Origin of the sequence: Vibrio sp. M60_M70, assembly GCF_037162085.1 — a bacterium.
Lineage (GTDB): Bacteria > Pseudomonadota > Gammaproteobacteria > Enterobacterales > Vibrionaceae > Vibrio > Vibrio diabolicus.
In genome coordinates this window covers 322,901-342,323 of sequence record NZ_JARLUL010000002.1, presented here as the reverse complement: position 1 = coordinate 342,323, position 19,423 = coordinate 322,901, and the positions used below count along the sequence as shown (strand labels likewise).

Genomic DNA, 19,423 nt, shown 5'->3' with positions numbered 1-19,423 from the left:
TTCTATCTCAATGATATTGAAACGCACCTAAAAGGAAAGAACCTTCAATAATTATGTGACAACGCCCATTATTAAAAAGAAGGTTATTATAAGAAAATAAAGTTTTGAGATTTCCATCACTATATAATAAGTTAAATTATATTATTGCAGTTTAAAACACTCCACTTTTAACCAAATTTAAACACATAATAAAAGAGCCATCAACACATGTATTGATGGCTCTTTACTTTGGATATAAAGAAAAAACAACTTAATTGAATAAATGACTATCTAGCTTGACTCCACCATTCGACCATTGCTGATAACGCTTTACAGACATGCCTGACGAGTACATGGTATGTTTACAATCCATACACTCAACAAAATACAACCCACTCATTCCTGCCATAACGTGCAACCTTCGGCTATCGCAGCGCTTGCAGGACAGGCGCTTTACTTTGGTGTTGACGTCAATACGCCGAGCAAAGTTTAACGTTTCGTGAGAGCATAAAGCGTCAACTGCACTATCTTTAAAAGGATGCTCACTAAGTAAATAATTAATGGCGTAATCGTACACCGGGGGGATTGAAGATTTTCCACTTTCAATATTACTTATCTTAGCAACGGAAACGCCTAATAAAGAAGCGAACTCAGCCTTACTGTACTCTAAGATAAATCTTGAAGAGATGAATTTATCTGCACTAATGATTCTCAACATACACAAATCTCTAATAGAAATAAAAACAGAGCAAACTAATTCGCTCCATTTCTGCTGAAACATGTAATGAAAAAGTTACTTCCTAGTGTAATTCTGCATATTATCTATGCTATTTTATTTTGTACGTCATCTTGCGCCTAATTAATTATAAAATCAATAATCCATGCCTAAATATAAAAACACAATTTAAGATTTATAATACAATTTTTAATTTACATTATTAGATAAAGTAATGAATACTATTCACCTATTACTCTGGGCATCAAGTATTGCTCTTCAATCATTATTACTATCAATTGAAGAGACTTGATTTGAGCCCAACAGGAGAAGTAGATAAAGAGGGAAATCCCTCTATTTGAAGATAAACATATCCCGCCTTAGCGAAGTACTAAAAATGTGTTGAAAAATCGAATAAATAGTATGCAACCCAGTAAATAAATCGCTTAGATAAGTTTACAGTCTGTAATTGTGATCGACAGAGATACTGAGATAGAAAGGCAAAAGAAAAGCCTCAATTATGAGGCTTATGGATAAGATAAATTATGGTTGAAGGAAATTCTGCGTGAAATCGAGCGCCTCTTTAGAGAGCTTTTTTTCGGTGGACGATGTGGTTGTCTGTCCCTCCGTCGTTGCGGTCGTCATGTCAGGCTGGAAGTTCGGCGCCGATGCTTCATCCCATGCGTTAGCATCGTCTTTATTTTCGTCACTCAACACCGCGTTAAGTTCCTCCTCTGCAGGAAAATACGCTTCGCGTTTGTACACCTTGTTCAGCGCCCGAATAATGGAATGCTTTCTTACCATCCCTGACGCCAGCTTTCTTTGCAACGGTTTCGCTATAGATTGCAATCCAACGACGACGTCAACACCAATATTGGTCGCCACTTCGTCACGCAACGTACGCGCTGGCTGATACCCCATATTGGCAGCAAGAAACAGCCAAACATAAGCAATCGCATTGCCTGTTTTACCTTTGTCCTTCCACGCTTCGCCAGCATGATACATCGCCTCGGCGCTGCCACCTTCTGCGGCCCTTTCAAGCCAATAGCAGCCTTTGACCATGCTTTTTTCTGTACCAACACCATTTAGGTAACATAAGCCAACTTGAATCTTTCCGTCCGCACTGTCTTTTTCAGCCGCTTTCATAAACCAATAAAGTGCATCTGCACTGCGTCCTGCACTATTGTCTGGTGAAAGTTGCCACTCACCCATGTAAAGCATGGCATCAATGCAGCCTTCCTCGGCTGCGGTTTCAATCAGTTGGTTACCTTTGGGAATATTTTTTTCCGTTCCGCGACCAAAAACCAACGCTTTGCCTGTCGCAAATTTTGCTTCGGTATCCCCTTCCATTCCGGCAATGGCGGTACGCCAAAAGTTTGCCTGCTCTTTTAAAATCACATCTTCACGCATGCGCTCACTCAAGCGAACAATACCGTACATTCCCGTCACGTTGTCCAACTTAGCGGCTTTATCATACCAATACAGCGCTTGACGAATGTTGTCCTTCTCGGCTTCTTTCGCTAGAAATAAAATGGTGGGGATATGCCCGGTTTCTGCTTTGAACTCACGCTCTTTACGCTCTTGCTCTCGCGCTTTTTGCATCGCCTTTCGATAAGCGGCTTCGCGAGCTTTCCTCTCTGCCTCGAGTCTCTGTTTCCGCATCGACAACGAGATCATCCACACAAATATCAGGACGAGTGAAAGGCCAGTTGCCGCAATGGCAATGCCCATACTACTCATAAATAGCCTCTTTTGGTTTCAGGGCCCAATTCATCTCCCTCTCAGGGAAATCTTAAGATTACGCGCCGACATAACGCCGACTACCTTCATTATATAACGACCACTTAGCGAAAATCTGAAGCTTACCAAGACTTAATGGCGGTATTTTATTCAATATCACTGCAACTTATTTTTAATTAAAAAATATCACTGCGATTTTTATAGAACTTAATCACGGTTTTGGGGCTGAGATATTCTCCTCCCCTATCATCCCCCCTTGCTCCTCCTATAAAAATTTACATTTTAATGATGTGCAGAAGCTCTCACTATGCGTCTGTTTTATTATTTAATTTGTGAACAAAATCGACTGTGACAGAAAATTTTTACTTGTAAAAAACTTAACTGCCTGCTCTCACATTTTGCTGATGATTCAGTGTATTAGCATCTAGTTGAACATTTCCTTTTTCGGCATCTGCCTTTCTAGCGTGTGCGAAACCTTCTTGATGACTGAGTCAGCGAAGGCAGCGCGCAGCTCAATATCAATTCAATAACAATGGATTTGTAAACGTGGACAATAAGACATTTAAATTATCAACAATTGCCAAAACCGTACTGCCTTTGATTTCCGTCGCAGTCATCAGCGGTTGTGGTAGTGATAGCACGAACGAAGAGACGACGAACCCAGGCTCAGGCTTGTACCCTGCGGGAGAGAACGAGGTCGTCATTTATTACAAACGCGATGTGGCGTCGGCTTCAACGGCCAGCGACTACGAAGGTTGGGGCTTGCACCTGTGGAACGGTGAAGGCTGTACCAGCACAGATTTAGACGCAATGGGCATTCCTGGCACAGGAACAGATTGGTCGGCACCGCATCCATTCGATGGCATCAACGACACCTACGGTGCTTACTACGTACTGAAAGTGAACCCAGATGCCTCTGACCCACACGAATGCATGAACTTCATTCTGCACAAAGGTGATGAGAAAGCATTCGGCAGTGCAAACTCAAAAGTGGAGCTGACGAAAATCGGCGAATCTAAAGGGCTGTTTGGCTTCCACGGCAGCAGTGAGCTTTACTACGAGCCAATCGAAGAACGCCCTGTTGATATTGATGGTCAAAAAGCGCATTGGCTAGATGCCAACACCATCGCGTGGGAAGCGGCGGCCAATGCGGATTCCATGAAGCTGTTCTACAGCCTCAGCAACGACATTAAAATGGATGAAGACAAGCAAATCTCCGGTGGCACGGCGGTTGAGTTGACGAAAGCAGGTGATTTATCTGATGGTCTGAAATCACGCTTCCGTCACCTTGCTAGCCTCCAAGCTGCAGGCATTGATGTCGATGACGCGACCCTACGCACGATCCTGAAATCACAAATCGTTATGGTAGCTTACAACGCAAATGGTGACGTCATTTCTGCAACTGAAGTGCAAAAGCCGGGGGTTCTTGATGCAGTATTTGCCGATTCCAAGGCAGGTAACGCGATTGGTCAAGAGCTCGGCGCGATTGTGGAAGGCGGTGCTGCAACCTTCAAGCTATGGGCACCAACTGCTCAAGATGTTGATCTTATTATCTACGATGAAAACTTAGCGGAAGAAGCTACCGTTGCAATGACAGAAGATCCAGCAACAGGTATCTGGGCTTCTGAGGCACAAAGCAATGTTGTTAACAAATACTATCGCTACCAAGTTAAGGTGTACCACCCTACAACTGGGGTCGTTGAAACGCGTTTGGTAACAGACCCATATTCAATGAGCTTGTCTAAAAACTCGCGATACTCGCAAGTGGTTGATTTAGATGACCCAAGCTTAATGCCTCAAGATTGGAAAAACTACGCGCGCCCAACGGTTAAAAAAGACGAAGACCATGTCCTTTACGAGTCACACATTCGTGATTTCAGCTTTAATGACAGCAAAGGCACGCCAAGTCTTGATGGCAAATATCTGGCGCTTACAGAACCTGAGCGTGAGTCTGTTTCTCACTTACAAGCCTTAAAAGATGCAGGCCTAACAACGCTGCATATCCTACCTGCATTTGATATTGCAACCGTGGATGAAGACGCTGACCAGCGAGTCGATATCACCGACACCGTGGGTAAACTTTGTGGCATCAAGCCAGAAGCCTCCATTTGTGAGACCGAAGATGACGGCAAAGTGATTGAAGAGGTATTAAATAGCTACGACCCAACAACGGGCAAAGCACAAGCGTTGATGAACGATCTTCGCATGCTAGACAGCTTCAACTGGGGTTACGACCCATACCACTACACTGTACCAGAAGGCAGTTATGCGACCGATCCTAACGGGTCTAAACGTATCCTTGAGTTCCGCGAAATGGTGCAAGCGACGCATAAAATGGATCTGAAACTGGTCATGGACGTCGTGTACAACCACACGAATGCATCTGGTGTGAACGAAAAATCAGTACTGGATAAAATTGTCCCTGGGTACTACCACCGCCTAAACGTCAACACTGGCGGCGTAGAAAACTCAACCTGTTGTGATAACACCGCCACCGAAAACCTAATGATGGGTAAACTGATGGTTGACTCATTGATGGTGTGGGCGGATGACTATAAAGTCGATGGTTTCCGTTTTGACCTTATGGGCCACCAGCCGAAAGATGTCATGGTTTACGCACTTGAAAAAGTCCGTGAAATTGATCCGAATACTTTATTCTACGGCGAAGGCTGGGACTTCGGTGAAGTCGCGCAAAACGCTCGCTTCGATCAAGCTACACAAGTCAACATGGCGGGGACAGAAATCGGTACTTTCTCTGATCGTCTGCGTGACGCAGTTCGTGGCGGAAGCCCTTTTGATGGCGGTGTAGATTCTGAAGGTAAGCACCCACTTCGCTTCAACCAAGGCTTTGGTAACGCCGCTTACCCGAACGAAGAAACTAAAACTGATGCAGAATCTGTGAATGGCCGCCTACACAACCAAGATCTGGTCCGTCTAGGTATGGCTGGCAACTTAGCTGACTACGTCCTTCTGGATTACAAAGGCGAAACCAAACTTGGTAAGAATGTTGATTACAATGGTGCTCCAGCAGGCTACACAAAAGTGCCATCAGAGAACATTTCCTACGTGTCTAAGCACGATAACCAAACGTTGTGGGACAACAACGCTTACAAGATTGCGACAGGTACTTCATCTGCTGAGCGCGCACGAATGCAGTCTGTATCACTATCAACGGTGATGCTAGGTCAAGGTATTCCGTTCATTCACATGGGTTCTGAGCTATTGCGCTCTAAGTCAATGCAGCGTGACTCGTACGATTCTGGTGACTGGTTCAACCGTGTATTCTTCGATGGAAGCGACAATAACTGGAACGTTGGTCTACCACGTGAAGACAAAGACGGTGCAAACTGGGAGTTGATCAAAACCATCGTCGGTGACAGCACGGCGAAACCAGACTCAACGGACATCGAGCTGACGAAGCAACAATTCCTAGAGCTACTAAAAATCCGTAGTACAAGCGAACTGTTCCGCTTAGACACCGCGCAAGAAGTGATGAATCGTGTTGATTTCCGCAACGTGGGCCAAGACCAAGTAGAAGGCTTGATTGTGATGTCTATCGACGATGGCACATCAGCAGGTGCCGATTTGGATTCGAACTACGATGCTATCGTGGCCGTTGTTAACTCAACATCAACTGAGAAATCTTTCAAAGTTGCTGGCGCAACTGGTTTCGAGCTGCATGAAGTTCAACAAAACTCTGCGGATGACATCGTGAAAGGTGCAAGCTTCGCCAATGAAACATTCACAGTACCAGCACTGACAACAGCGGTATTCGTACAGCCACAAGACGGCGCGCAAGGTGCTGGCCTACCAGTAAACACGGACAATAAAGACGTATCGAGCATTCCTCCTTACGGCGAAACTGTGGTTTACGTCAAAGGCACCATGAACGAGTGGTCAGATAGCAGTGACTGGGCGATGACCTTTATTGGCAACGGCATGTACTCTGTAACTGGCGTTCTTGAAGCAGGTGAACACGAGTTCAAATTTGCGGACTCAGGATGGGCAAATCCAAACATCGGTTGTGATGCTGCAGATTTGGCTTCTGGCTCACTAGACTTAGGCTCTGCGGGGAACTGTACGTTGTCTGTCGCTGAAACTGGTAAGTACAACTTCACTCTGAACGCGTTACATGTTCAAGATGAAAGCGTAGAAAAACCTGTCGTTTCAGTGACGAAGTCAGCAGATGCACCAACGTTCGGTGAAACAGCACTTTACCTACGTGGCACTATCACCACATGGGATACTCCAGCGCAAGACTCAACTGCGAAGTTCAGCTATGTAGCAAATGACGTTTACTCGCTAGACATTGACCTAGCGGCGGGCAACTACGAGATGAAAGTTGCGAGCGCAGACTGGGCAGCAGACACCAACTTCGGTGGCGAAGGCAGTGTTGAGCTTGGTAAAGCGCTAACGATGGAAGTCGGTGGCGGTAGTGCAAACCTGAAAATTGCGATTGCAGAAGCAGGAAATTACAACTTCCACTTCAACGCGGCTGACAAGTCGGCGCCAATCGTGACGGTAACGAAAAACTAGTTTCATTTAAAAACATCCATAATGAAAAAGGGGAAGCATCACGCTTCCCCTTTGTTTTTTTGGCGTCACTAAATGGTGGATACCAAAATCAAGAAGGTGTTAGTTTCCCCAAATCTGTTCAACAAACTCAGGGTGATCAATGAATGGATTGCGATTGCCCTGAAACTCAAACACTTGTTGATTGCGGTTTTGTTCTTTTTCACTAACCGGATCATTTTTGTGCCAACGTTTCAGCATATTTAACATCCAAGGTTCAAAAACCGTTGAACTTGAACCATCAAGCACAGCATCCGCATTGCTTGAATTGCCTTCCCAGTTACCTACAACATTTTCATAGCGGGTTGCCATGTAGAAATAAGCACGGGCGAAGTCGCCCTTAAACTCATCGATCGGCTCAAACACCGTACCGGAATAACCTAGGCTAGTACTTGCTTGACCAAGTTTAGAACCATTACTAGACACGTACGTCGCGGTGGCAACTTCACCAAATGGCCAGTTACTGCGCTTCGCGTTCACATAGCCATCGGTCGCAAACAAATGATGACCATCGGAGTTCATCGGCTCAACTTTGCCGCCAAACCAGCTTTTCGGGAACGAGTGTTCACGGTTGTAGCAATCCCCTTCTTGGCTATATTGACCACATTGGTCTGTCACTTTCGTGAAGCTGATAGCATCAGTGCCCGCAGGTTTCTCTGAATACATATCGAGAATAGAGCCATCATTTTCGTAATAACGATCAATATCGGCATCTTTTACCAAGGTCCACACCGCAGAATAACCTCGGCTAGTGTGGTTGTTGATGATGTTAAACAGCGCCGTTTTTAGAGCGTAGCCCGTCTTGCCAGACGCCGCTTGGTAGTAACCATCAACCACTGGTGGGGTCGTGGTTGAGTCACCTAACGTAAAGTCGGTGGTTTCGCTTTTCGAGAATTCAGCGCCAGAAGCAAGCGTATTATCCCCCACCTTCAACGAGTAAGACCCCGAACCATTGCCACAGCAAATGCCGTCGCCATAGCTGTCTTGAATCGTAAATTGGTAGTTACCATCGGCTAAACACATGGTCTTTTCAACAGTGGTTGACGACTCATACCCCTGACCAGAGAAAAGCACTTGCGCTTGGCTATTTTTCAACTCCCAGCTAGTTTCTGAGCCATAGTTGTCCGTCGTGAGTGTAAGAAGCACTTCATGATCACTACAGCTTTCTACAGGAGGTTGTGTACTTGTCTCAGTCGGTTGAAAATTATCGACGTAGACAACTTCTGAGCCATCAAAACCGGCCTCATCATAAAAACGCAACCCGACATTGATGGTCTTGTTCGAACTCGCAGTATAGTTATGCGCCAGCTCTTGCCACTGGTTTACCTGCTGCGGATCTGAGTAATTGTGATAACCATCAACCACCAGACGTGCTTTTACATTTCCTTCGGTGTGATAAACCGAGACAGAAAACGGATAGGTTTTCCCTTGCTCCACATTAATGGTTTGCAAAAGGTCAGTGTTGCTTTGGGTACCTGTATTCACGACGACTTGAGCAGCCAGGCCGCCCGATTTGATTTGTTCGCTGCTTGGCGACACCGCGATGCCAGCGTCAATCACTGACCACTGCGTAGGCGCACTGCCATTCCACTGTTCAAAGTCACCATTGAGAATTTGGCTATATGCAAGCGGAGAGCTAATAACAGCAAGAAGACAGAGGGGTTTCGTTATGGATTTCATTATACTTTTCCATTAGTTATGTAAATCCCAAACACGATAAACATATTAGTAAGGCATAAGTAATCCTTCAGTCACATTTTTACGTTGCACAAGTGTTAATTTACTTTTTAATGTGCAGCTTATCTCACAAATATCCATCTGCTGAAAACAAATGCCAATACAAAAAGCGAAGCAACTTGTTGGCTACATCGTCGTAAAACCATTAAGGGAAAAGTAAAACGGACGGAAAAAAGCCAAGTGTGCGCCTATGGGGGTCAGCAACAACACTTGGCTTGTTTATAAGAAAGCTTGTGGTCAGCTCAACTGGTGAGCATCAATTCTGGATAATTCCTTAAGGTTTCACCGCAAAGAATCGTCCTTGTAGTGGCGACATCAGAATCTGATATTGACCATTGCTCGGAGTAATTTTTTCATTCGTGAGCAAATCCACCAACTCACCAGTACCAACACTCTCCTGAGTAAGAGTGACGCTTCTAGCGCTCTCTAAGGTATTTAGCGCAAACAAGACTTTGTCTGTACCAGATTGTTTCAAGTCCACATAACTGCCGTTACTCGCAACTAAATTCGTGCGTGACCCCTGATACAATGCTGGGTGCGCACTGCGCATCGTCATCAGCGATTTCACGTAAGCTTTGAGATCGGCTTGGTTTGCGTCAAGTGTCGCCGTCACACTTTCAATTTTTGCACTGCTGCGCGCAACGTGATCATCGCACAAACCTTGAATGGCACAGGTGCTGTTGTCTTCTTTTTCGGCAAAACCATCCACTTGATCCCCGATTTCATCGCCGTAGTACAGCGTGATTGGTCCGGTGTACGCAGCTTGGAAGGCAAACGCGGCTTTATGGCGTAACCAATATTCTGCATCATTTACATCCGCTAAGTTTCCGCGTTGCAACAAGTCACCAAAGCGCACTAAATCATGGTTGCCGATCATCAAGTTCGGCTGCGCATGCGTTGGATATTGGTTGTGTGTACTGTAACCGTTGTCTAGCCAATCCACATCGCGACCACCCACGCCGCTCTCATTCACGGCCAGTGTTTCTACGATGCGATAGCGCATTGGGAAGTCAAATGCAGAGCACAATGCTGGATCGCTGTTCGATCCATACGCCTCATTCGCGATCTCAGACTCCCCTTTCCAAATCTCTGCCACCATGTAACCCAACGGATTCACTTGTTCGCCTTTGCTATTGGTGTACGTGACACCTTGCGAGGCTTCATCGACAGCTTTACGAAGTTGTGTCCAAGCGTCTGTCGGAACTTGATAGGCTTGATCTAAACGCCAGCCGTCAATCTTGAGTTCTTTGATCCAATACGTCGCCACTTCTTTGTAGAAATCGAGACTGGCCGGGTAATCAACGGGATTGTTTGAGCCAGAAGGCAACAAGCCGGAAGGTGAGGGTTTGATCAAGCCATCTTTGTGATGACCAAATACGCCATCAAAAAATACGTATAAACCGCGTTTGTGTGCTTCTTCGACTAGAGTTTTCGCGGTCGCTAAATCACCAAATTTTGGATCGATCTTAAAGTAATCTGTCGCAAAATAGCCCGTGGCATCCAAACGATCGGCCCAGTGATCTTGTCCTGCTATCGCTTCAGACTCAAAAACTGGCGTCAACCAAATCGCATTCATCCCTAAGTCTTGGATGTAATCGAGTGAATCAATCACTCCTTGCAAATCGCCGTTATGATGGCTGGTGCCATAACCTGTACCGTGACCAATGCTCGCATCACCATCCACAAAACTCTCTACCATGATTTGATAAGTACGAAGTTGGTTACTTTTCGCCATGACATTGGCTTGGCAAGCATAACTGGTATCCGGTAGCGGAGTGCTGCTATTAGTGTCGCCACCACCAGAAGAATTACACGCAGATAAAGCACCAATCACACTTAACGCAAGCAACGATCGAAACAGGCGATGGTTACGTCGGACGTTACGCATTTTACTCTCCCTAACTTACTCAAATTAAGTAAAAACATTTGAGTAATAAAATTAACCCCAACATGCTTCCCATGTAGGGGTTAATAAATAAAAACAGATTTTAAATAACTGAATGGAATATTATTGACACTTATTAACCATAATTGAATAAGGTGAGCCATCATCTTTAAATTCTAAACTCCAAAGATATTTACCAGGCTCTTTAATTTCTAGTTTTGTATCTGTACCGTAACCACCGTAAGTCAGTTCATTTAATTGTCCTACCGATAGTTTTTTACCTTTGGCAGTGAACTGCGGTTTCCATTGTTCAGCGGCATACTGCATTTTGTAATTACCTGAAACCTCATCGGTAATCACTTGATATACATTATTCCCCTTATAGGTCAGCTTGCGCTCGGCAGTGTGCTTCCAATCTGCATTTGGGAAACTACCTACAACAAAAATGTCTTTAGACAATGGGCCTGATTCTGCCGAATCCGGCAAACTACAATTTGTCATCATATCAATCTGAGTGCTCGTAAATGCAACCGCATTATGTACTTCATCTTGGGTTGTATTTTCTGATGATGTGGACGAGCAAGCAGACAAGATAGACACAGCAGCTAACGTACACGCTGTATTTATAATTAATTTTTTCACGTTATATCCTTATTTTTATTATACCAAGTACTAATTAAATTAGAACATATATATTATGACTCTAAGTAAAATAAACTTTAAATAGAAATAATATAATGTGTGAAAAAGATAACTAAATGCGCAATAAAAAAGCCGACTATCTTAGCCGGCTTTTTGAAATTACCTATTTGCTATTCACTGCTTTTACAAATACTTCTTGCGCACCTTCAATTCCTAACGCTTTTGCTTCATCAAGTAAGCTCAGAGCTTTAGGGATATCATCTGCTTTTACCGCCGCTTTAATTGCGTTGTGGTAGTAAGTTTGTGTTTCAGGCTGTACTGATTCAACCGCCTTGACCGCAACTGGAGCCGCTGTTGGTCCACTACTTGATGTTCCGATTGAGAAGAAACTCACACGGTCAATCGAGACTTCAATCTTACCTGTATCACTGTTTGGAATTGGAATATCTTTTACTTCTGGCAAGTAATTGCCTCGTCCCTCTGCATCCAATCGCGCAGGGTGAATCACATCCGTAAATCCACCTAGATCCGATTGATCAGTGTAAACAATTAGGTAAACAGAATCTAAACCCACTGGTGGGAAGAAGTCTTTTTCAGCGACTAGACGGTTTCCAAGATGAAGACGAGGTTTTGTGTACTCAAACTCCGCTTTGCCGTAGTTTTCAATTTCTTTACCGTTTTTATCTACGATAATCGCTCTTGGTACGAAAGCAGTGTCTTCGATAAAACTAGTGATTTTAATGGCAAACTCGCCACGGTCAGCAGGCAACTCAAACACCGCAACACGGCTGTCGATATCTTTGTATTTCAGCACTTGGCTCTGAGTAGTGATATCTACAATTGCAGAACTAGGAAGCTTCATTTTTACAGCTTGAAGCTCAGAGATAACATCAACTTGCTGTGCTTGAGCAACTTGAACTTGTTCGATTACTTCAGTGGATTGACAGCCAGCAAGCGCGACACATCCACTTAACATAAGGGCACGGAAGTACATACTTTTTCCTTCTAGTTATTTTTCTAAAGGTTTTTTGCACTAAAGCATCTTAGAGTGACTTTGGTGAAACGTCTAACTTTTCGAAAACCCTTAGAAAAATAGCCGACAGATGTCGGCTATTTGACTAGGACTGCTAGATAACTAAGAGATTACTCGATTACCACCAAGCTTCAGCTTGGATACCGAATACGAAGTCTGAGTCACCTTTATCACCGAAAGTAGTGCCTTCTTCATCAGTGATGTAAGAACCGTATACGCGTAGCTCTGGACGTGCCCAGAAGCTGTCACCCATTGCCCAAGCTTGAGCAACTGTAAATTTATGACCGCCAAAGTCTTCGCCTTTCTCGTTTTCACCAGCATTGTAACCTGCTTCGAAAACAGTACGCATTGTGTCGTTCCACTTGTACATTGGACGAACTACAACAGAGAACTGATCTGAATCACCTTGACCACCACTGTAACCGATGTCAGAACCTGCTAGGTAAGCTAGTTGGTGACCCATTTCCCAGCTTTCGCCCAAGTTCATTACACCCCAGTTGATCAAGCGATAACCTGTTGCGTCGTTTTGAAGGCCAGAACGGTCGTAGTATGCACCAGCACCCCAGAAGTTAGCAGCTTGAACACCGTAACCTGCTGTACCGTATTGAAGAACAGTTTGGTTGAAACCGTTGCTTAGACCTTGGTGAACGATTGCTGTAGCAAGAATGCCGTCATCACCATCAACTGATTTGTCATCTTTTTCAGTAGAAAAGTTGTACGCAGCTGCTAGTTCAAGTGTTGCGTTTTCCCACAGACCGATATTTGCTAGACGAGCATCAAAAATGTAGCCGCTACCGTTGTCATCTTCCCCATCTTGGATAAGAGCAAGAGATAGTTTTTGGTTACCTACTGAAAGGTTTTCGATACCACCACCAGTACCAGAAGTGTTTAAGAAGTAGAAGTCAGTGATGTGGATATCTTTACGTTGGTAGTAAGTTTTACCAGCCCACATGGTTGCGTCTTTATCAGAAGCAATCAGACCTTTCGCTTTAACTGCGAATTGCGCAACGTTGAAATCGCCATCTTCCCAGCCAGCTGCTCCGTCGTTACCTTGAGCAATCATAGACTCAATACGCCAAGTTTGGTCGCCAGTTTTAAGGTCTTCAGCAAGGCCGATCTCGTAGTAGTTGTCGTTTTCGTTACCTAGACGACCAATACCATTCTTCATGAAAGACACATCAGCTTCACCGTTGCCACTAATACCAGTACCAGCGCGCATGTAACCATTAAAGTCCACTGCGAAAGCAGAACCAGCAGCTAAAGTTGCAGCAACAGCCGCTGCAATTGCACTTACTTTTTTCATTCTTAACTCCATTAAGGGTATTTATAATTCTGTCTTCCCTGCTCACTCTTTTAGGTGAATATAGGCAGTAAAAATACACCTAAAGAAAGAGAGGTAAGATGGGAACGAATCCCCGTTTGTTTCAACAGTTATGAGATTACCCGAGGCGTACAAGGATGACTTCCTCCGCCCCAAACTAATTTAGGGGGGATGAGAAGGGAGTAGAAAATTTACCGAATGGTGTTTTTTCGAGTCAGATCACCAATCTAGGGAGGAATTAGTAAGTTTATTCGGTTTTGAGCCGCTACAAAGTGATAGCCATTTCATATTTTTGACTCTAAGCCGTCACATAAAGTAATTAAATTACATGAATATTTTTATATTTAGGGTGGTTGACCTTAGTAAGACAAAGTTTTTAACTTATAGTTTCCTAAAGGTAGCAATAAATATTAAATAAAGTATCTCCGATGACACGACTTCTCTCTCGCCCATACCCCTTGGGTGCAACTGTAAATAAAGAAGGTTGTAACTTCTCTATTCACGCACCAGGGAATAAAGACATAAAACTCGCCCTGTTTGCAGACGATGGCAGTTACGCGCTTCATGATTTACCGAATGAATACGCTGGCATACGTCATACTTTTATTCCGGATATTAAGCCGGGGCAAAAATACGGTTACCTTGTCTCCCACAAGGAAGAGCCACTATTAATTTCTGACCCTTACGCAAAGTCAATTGATAAAGCCCTCCACTACCACCCTCCCTACTCTCCAGCCAAAAGTTTCGATATGCCGAAGTGCATCGTTATCGAAGATAATTTTGACTGGCAAGATACGGATCATCCGCGTATACCAAGAGAAGAGATGGTGTTGTTTGAGACACACGTCAAAGGGCTTACCCAACTCCACCCAGAAGTTGAGGACAAACTGAAGGGGCGCTATTTAGGTCTTGCATCACCTGAAATGCTGGCCTTTTATGAACAGCAAAACATCAACACACTGCAATTGCTACCTGTCGCAGCGTGTATGCATGAGCCTCACCTACTAGAGATGGAAAAGGTCAATTATTGGGGATACAACCCTTATCTCTTTATGGTGCCTGATCCGCGCTATGCAGAAAAAGACGCCGTCACAGAGCTCAAAACAACGATTCGAGAACTGCACAAAAACGGCATCGAAGTGATTCTCGACGTAGTTTACAACCACACCGCAGAGGGGGGAAGGGCCTACAATTTTCAACCTGAAAGCGCTCGATTCCCGTTTTTACATCAAACATGGCAACCACTTCGCAAATTACACTGGTTGTGGCAACACGGTCGATCTCACCTATCAACCCGCTTTAAACCTTGTAATGGATACATTGCGCTACTGGGTTAGCGAATTTAAAGTCGATGGCTTCCGTTTTGACTTGGCTGCAACGTTAGGTCGACAGGGTGATGATTACAACCCAGAAGCAGCTTTCTTTAAAGCCGTCGCGCAAGACCCAATTTTGCGTGAAACCAAATTGATTGCCGAACCTTGGGATATTGGTCCAAATGGCTACCAAGTGGGTAACTTTCCATTTGGTTGGAACGAGTGTAATGACAAACTGCGTGATATTTCCCGCAGTTTTTGGCGCGGTGATCAAGGCTATTTAAAAGAGTTTGCCACTCGATTAATGGGCTCTCGTGATATTTATAGTGCAGCGAACTGGCCATACAAACTCACCGTAAATTACATCACGTATCACGATGGCTTCACACTGCAAGATTTAGTGTCTTACAAGCACAAACACAATGAAGCTAATGGCGAAGAAAATCGCGACGGCCACGGTGACAATCGCTCAGAAAACTACGGTATCGAAGGCGAGACAGAAAATCTGATGATCATCGCCACGCGTGAGAAGCAAAAACGCAACCTTATTGCCAGCTTGCTGTTTGCTTTTGGAATCCCACACATCCTCACTGCTGACGTGCTGTCTCACACCCAAGGCGGTAACAATAATGCCTATTGCCAAGATAACGAAACCAGTTGGCTTAACTGGGGAGAAACGGAGCGTAAGCAACATTTCAAAACGTGGATGTCACAAATGGTCGCCAACCGAAATCAATACATGGTGCCATTTATCCGAGCTTTCAGTGGCGAAAACCGCAATAACAACCGCATTTTCTGGCGCCGAACAGACGGTCGCTTAATGGAGCATGATGATTGGAACCGTTTAAGCTCTGTCGCACTTCACCTTGGCATCGGTAAAGAAGGACAAGAGCTGGTCTATCTCATCAACCAAACTAACGCTACAGCGCGCTTTAAGCTCCCCAATGAGCGAAAGCAAGAATGGGTAACGATCTGCGACACAAACGTACGTAACCTCAACCCAGGGCATGCTGAAGGCGAAGTCTTACTGTCACCCACCTCGATGGTGATTTTGCATTACCAGCCGAAATCAGATCAATCATAGAACAATAACCCGGAAAGCTTATATACACGACTTTAATAGCACAAGACCCGAAGTCCGTTAACGACTTCGGGTCCATTTAGTGTTGTAAGCATTAATGAACCTCTGTATATTTATGAGCCATTACAGTATATGAACCAAACTAAAAAGGCGTATAGTCCATATGGCTACTTATCTTTACACACGTTATTCGCCAAAAAATCGAGCTTACCAAGAGCACCTTAATACTCTAAAAGCTTTTGCGCCCGAAGCTCAGCATTTTGAGGATAAGGTTCGTGGTTGCATGCCTCCAACCGAGAGAGAGGCATTCTTACAACTGCTCGATTCCGTCAGAGCAGGTGATACGATTGTGCTCTGGTGGCTAACGGCATTTGGTCGCGATTTTAGTCAGGCGTTAAATACAATCAAAGTATTACTAGCAAAAGGGGTCACACTGAAAACCGTTTGTGAACCACTCACATTTGAACCGGATTCTGTTCAAACTCAAACGCTACTCACCGTGTTATCTGGATATGGAAAAGTGCAGACTGAACATCGCCTGTTTGCAGCAGAGCAAGGACGGCAAGCCATTAAAGATCAACCAGATTTGTGGAAACAGAAATTTCGCGGACGCCCAGCAGACAAAACTAAACACCAACAGATCGCAACGTTGCTGTTAGAAGGCTATACGTTGAAGAGTGTTTCGGAGCAATGTGATGTCAGCCTATCTACCGTAAAACGCGTCAAATCTAAGTTAAATGAAGTGGATGATGAAGGCTGCCTCAGAACACGAAAGCAAAGAGGTTATTCTGATGGTGATCCATCATGAGTCGCCCAATCAACTTTCGCACTATCTTACTTGCCTGTCTTATTATCAGTGTTGGCCAATTGAGCATGGGGCTTGTTATGCCCTCTTTGCCATGGATCGCAAAAGACTTTTCTATCTCCCTTGATCAAGCCCAACTGCTCGTGAGTATTTACTTACTAGGCTTTGGCCCCTCTCAGTTCATTTACGGTCCGGTATCGGATGCTTTGGGTCGAAAAAAAGTACTACTGACGGGTTTGCTCATCGCGATGTCTGGTCTATTAATGATCATTTTCCTTAGTGACACCTTCACAGGCATGGTGATGGGGCGTTTTCTACAAGGCTTAGGAACTGGGTGCTGCGCGGTACTCGCAAGAGCATCGACTCGAGATAGATTTAGCGGTGATGAGCTCCCTGTCGCCATGTCTTATATCGCTATGGCAGCTTCGATCACGCCACTCATTGCGCCTGTGATTGGCGGCTTTATCAACTTCCACTTTGGTTGGAGTATGGTGTTCATTTCACTGTTAGGTTATGTCTCACTCGCTTGGGTAATCATCGCCTTTAAGTTTACAGAAACCATTGCAAAACGCTCTGTTATTCCATCACCACGCAACATGCTTTTCCAGTATCGAGACTTGGTGACGTCACGTTACTTTATGAGTTTTGCCAGCATCAGTTGGTTAAACTTCAGCCTGATGATAACGACCGTGTCCGTGATGCCATTTATCATGCAAGACCAAATTGGCATGACATCCGATCAATACGCAATGTGGGCACTCATTCCCGCTTTAGGTATGTTAGGCGGCACCACGATTTGTAACCGAGTAAGGCCAATTATCGGCAACAAAAGAATGCTACTTTGTAGTCCATTCTTGCATCTCAGTGCTGCAATATGGTTGTTCTTCTGCCCGGTAGAACCGCTGTATTTAATGTTGGGGCAACTATTAATGATCTTAGGTAACGGCATTGCCCTACCTTGCGCGCAAGCCATGGTAATGCAACCCTACAAAAAGCAGGCTGGTGCTGCAGCAGCCATGTCTGGAGGTGGACAAATGATTGTATCCTCATTGGTCAGCTTAACATTGGTACAGCTTGGTTTAAGCCAAGCCTGGCATCTATCAATCGTTATTGTGGTGTTTGCAGCAATAACGCTCACCAACATTCTACGAGGTTTTGGAGCAGAGCAACCTTCAGAACAGTAACGAAAAGACTTACTATTGTTCTTACAATTAAGAACACATCGTATAAGCTTTAACTAAGGATAAGTTGGCGGGTACTAACATGATGTTGCATTTACGAATTGGCGCACTACTAGTCGCCACTTTTATATCCGCTGGCACCACCGCGAAAGCCAACGAGTACTGGCAATTTGATAGTGACGATAACGGAATCACTATCTACTCTCGAGAGCATACCGACGGTTTAGTTGAGATTCGTGCTCGGATGTTCACACCCACCAGCTATGGCGCATTTTTAACGCTATTGGAAGATAGTGACAATATCCCGAACTGGATTGACAATGCCAGTCATAGCCGGGTTTTAAATCAAATATCAGCCACCGAAAACATCGTTTATACCCAATTTACGGCGCCATGGCCTGCAAAAAATCGTGATATGCTCACCTACTCTGAATATTGGGTCGATGAGCTTGGGTTCACGATAAAAATCAAAAGCGCACCAGACTCATATCTTGCTGAAAAAAAGGGCTATGTTCGCATTCGTTCGGTTGCTGCAACTTGGGAATTACAAAAGCTCACTAATGGCACGACACTCATTGACTACAAAGCGTTTGCTGACCCCGGAGGCCTTTTGCCAATCTGGCTAATCAACAAACTATCAAAACAAAGTGCACGAGCAACATTTAGTAATCTAAGGAAAGAGTTACCAAAATATCAGCAATACTCCCATCCTCAGATAGAGGAGTAAACTTCACGTTTGCTCTTTAATTACGATTACGGTGTTTGAAAAAAGTGCCCACAAAAGAGGCGAAGGCTAACCCCAAAAAGAGCCAAAACAAAGGGATAAACCCAAATGACTCTACTAATAAGCCATTTTCATCTACGTAAGAGCCCTGAGCGTGGTACGCAATTAAACATGCCACACCACTCAAAAACAAAACTATGCTCAGTTTATATTTACGAATAAACCCCATCTAAACCTCAAGCAATCAATTGATATGTTTTCGACATATTGCCACCGTATATAGTTCACTCAAAAAACATAGTGTCTCTATGTTTGCTCTAATCTTTATTAGAGGCCTTTTAGTCAGAGACAAGATAAAAACCCAAACATAAAGAATAAAAAGTCAAATTGAACTCAAAATATTATATGCGTTCTCAGAACTATCTTGACCTTTTTTCTCACATACACAGTGTAATTGTTATCATTTTGTTTGCTCAATGCTGCCAAAAATCGTTCACATCTCTCCCAAAATAATTAGTGTTCTAAATATTTTTATTACTCTATACAAAAACGAATCAAACAACAAAAGACCTTTAAAATCAAAACTTAAGATTCAGAAATCAATTGTAAAACAATAATAGAAACGAGTTGACCTCTTCATTTCTTTCGCTTTTTTAATTGAACGTCTAATCAAGTTAACGCACAATGCCATCGAC

Annotated in this window: 12 protein-coding genes and 1 pseudogene; 5 read left to right on the top strand and 8 right to left on the bottom strand. The window is 44.1% G+C overall.

Going from position 1 to position 19,423, the window contains the following annotated elements; translation table 11 throughout:
• Positions 1-250 precede the first annotated feature (250 nt).
• A complete protein-coding gene (locus tag P4S59_RS17305) occupies positions 251-697 on the bottom strand; it encodes a helix-turn-helix transcriptional regulator (RefSeq protein ID WP_031780583.1) in 447 nt (148 codons plus the stop codon).
• Positions 698-1,237: 540 nt separating this feature from the next.
• Complete coding sequence (locus P4S59_RS17300; protein ID WP_046875696.1) at positions 1,238-2,434, bottom strand: tetratricopeptide repeat protein; 1,197 nt, start codon at positions 2,432-2,434, stop codon at positions 1,238-1,240.
• A gap of 546 nt (positions 2,435-2,980) precedes the next feature.
• Here P4S59_RS17300 and pulA point away from each other — a divergent pair.
• Entirely contained in the window at positions 2,981-6,970 is a 3,990-nt protein-coding gene (gene pulA / locus P4S59_RS17295; protein ID WP_337168758.1) for a pullulanase-type alpha-1,6-glucosidase, read from the top strand.
• 99 nt (positions 6,971-7,069) lie between these two features.
• Here pulA and P4S59_RS17290 read toward each other — a convergent pair whose 3' ends face one another.
• From P4S59_RS17290 to lamB, 5 genes are all read right to left on the bottom strand, one after another.
• Positions 7,070-8,686, bottom strand: a complete 1,617-nt coding sequence (locus tag P4S59_RS17290) for an endonuclease (protein WP_337168757.1) — start codon at positions 8,684-8,686, stop codon at positions 7,070-7,072.
• A gap of 331 nt (positions 8,687-9,017) precedes the next feature.
• A complete protein-coding gene (locus P4S59_RS17285; protein WP_337168756.1) occupies positions 9,018-10,631 on the bottom strand; it encodes an alpha-amylase family glycosyl hydrolase in 1,614 nt (537 codons plus the stop codon).
• 120 nt (positions 10,632-10,751) lie between these two features.
• Positions 10,752-11,270, bottom strand: a complete 519-nt coding sequence (locus P4S59_RS17280; RefSeq protein ID WP_258622353.1) for a glycosidase — start codon at positions 11,268-11,270, stop codon at positions 10,752-10,754.
• A 163-nt stretch (positions 11,271-11,433) separates the two neighbouring features.
• A complete protein-coding gene (locus tag P4S59_RS17275) occupies positions 11,434-12,264 on the bottom strand; it encodes a MalM family protein (RefSeq protein ID WP_031848920.1) in 831 nt (276 codons plus the stop codon).
• A 157-nt stretch (positions 12,265-12,421) separates the two neighbouring features.
• Positions 12,422-13,606 carry a maltoporin LamB gene (lamB, locus tag P4S59_RS17270; RefSeq protein WP_337168755.1) on the bottom strand — a complete coding sequence of 395 codons (1,185 nt, stop codon included), beginning with the start codon at positions 13,604-13,606 and terminating at the stop codon, positions 12,422-12,424.
• A gap of 446 nt (positions 13,607-14,052) precedes the next feature.
• Between lamB and glgX the strand changes: the two are divergent.
• The 4 genes and pseudogenes from glgX (at position 14,053) to P4S59_RS17250 (ending at position 18,731) form a co-directional block, all read left to right on the top strand.
• Positions 14,053-16,021, top strand: a pseudogene (glgX, locus tag P4S59_RS17265) (glycogen debranching protein GlgX).
• A gap of 160 nt (positions 16,022-16,181) precedes the next feature.
• Entirely contained in the window at positions 16,182-16,826 is a 645-nt protein-coding gene (locus tag P4S59_RS17260) for a recombinase family protein (protein WP_124008131.1), read from the top strand.
• Positions 16,823-18,007, top strand: a complete 1,185-nt coding sequence (locus P4S59_RS17255; RefSeq protein WP_237284497.1) for a multidrug effflux MFS transporter — start codon at positions 16,823-16,825, stop codon at positions 18,005-18,007. The genes P4S59_RS17260 and P4S59_RS17255 overlap by 4 nt, the downstream gene beginning before the upstream one ends.
• Positions 18,008-18,086: 79 nt before the next feature.
• Positions 18,087-18,731, top strand: a complete 645-nt coding sequence (locus tag P4S59_RS17250) for an START domain-containing protein (protein ID WP_337168754.1) — start codon at positions 18,087-18,089, stop codon at positions 18,729-18,731.
• Positions 18,732-18,747: 16 nt separating this feature from the next.
• Here the strand turns inward: P4S59_RS17250 and P4S59_RS17245 are convergent, their stop codons facing one another.
• Positions 18,748-18,957, bottom strand: coding sequence for a DUF3955 domain-containing protein (locus tag P4S59_RS17245; protein ID WP_006740828.1), 210 nt, complete (start codon positions 18,955-18,957; stop codon positions 18,748-18,750).
• Positions 18,958-19,423 lie beyond the last annotated feature (466 nt).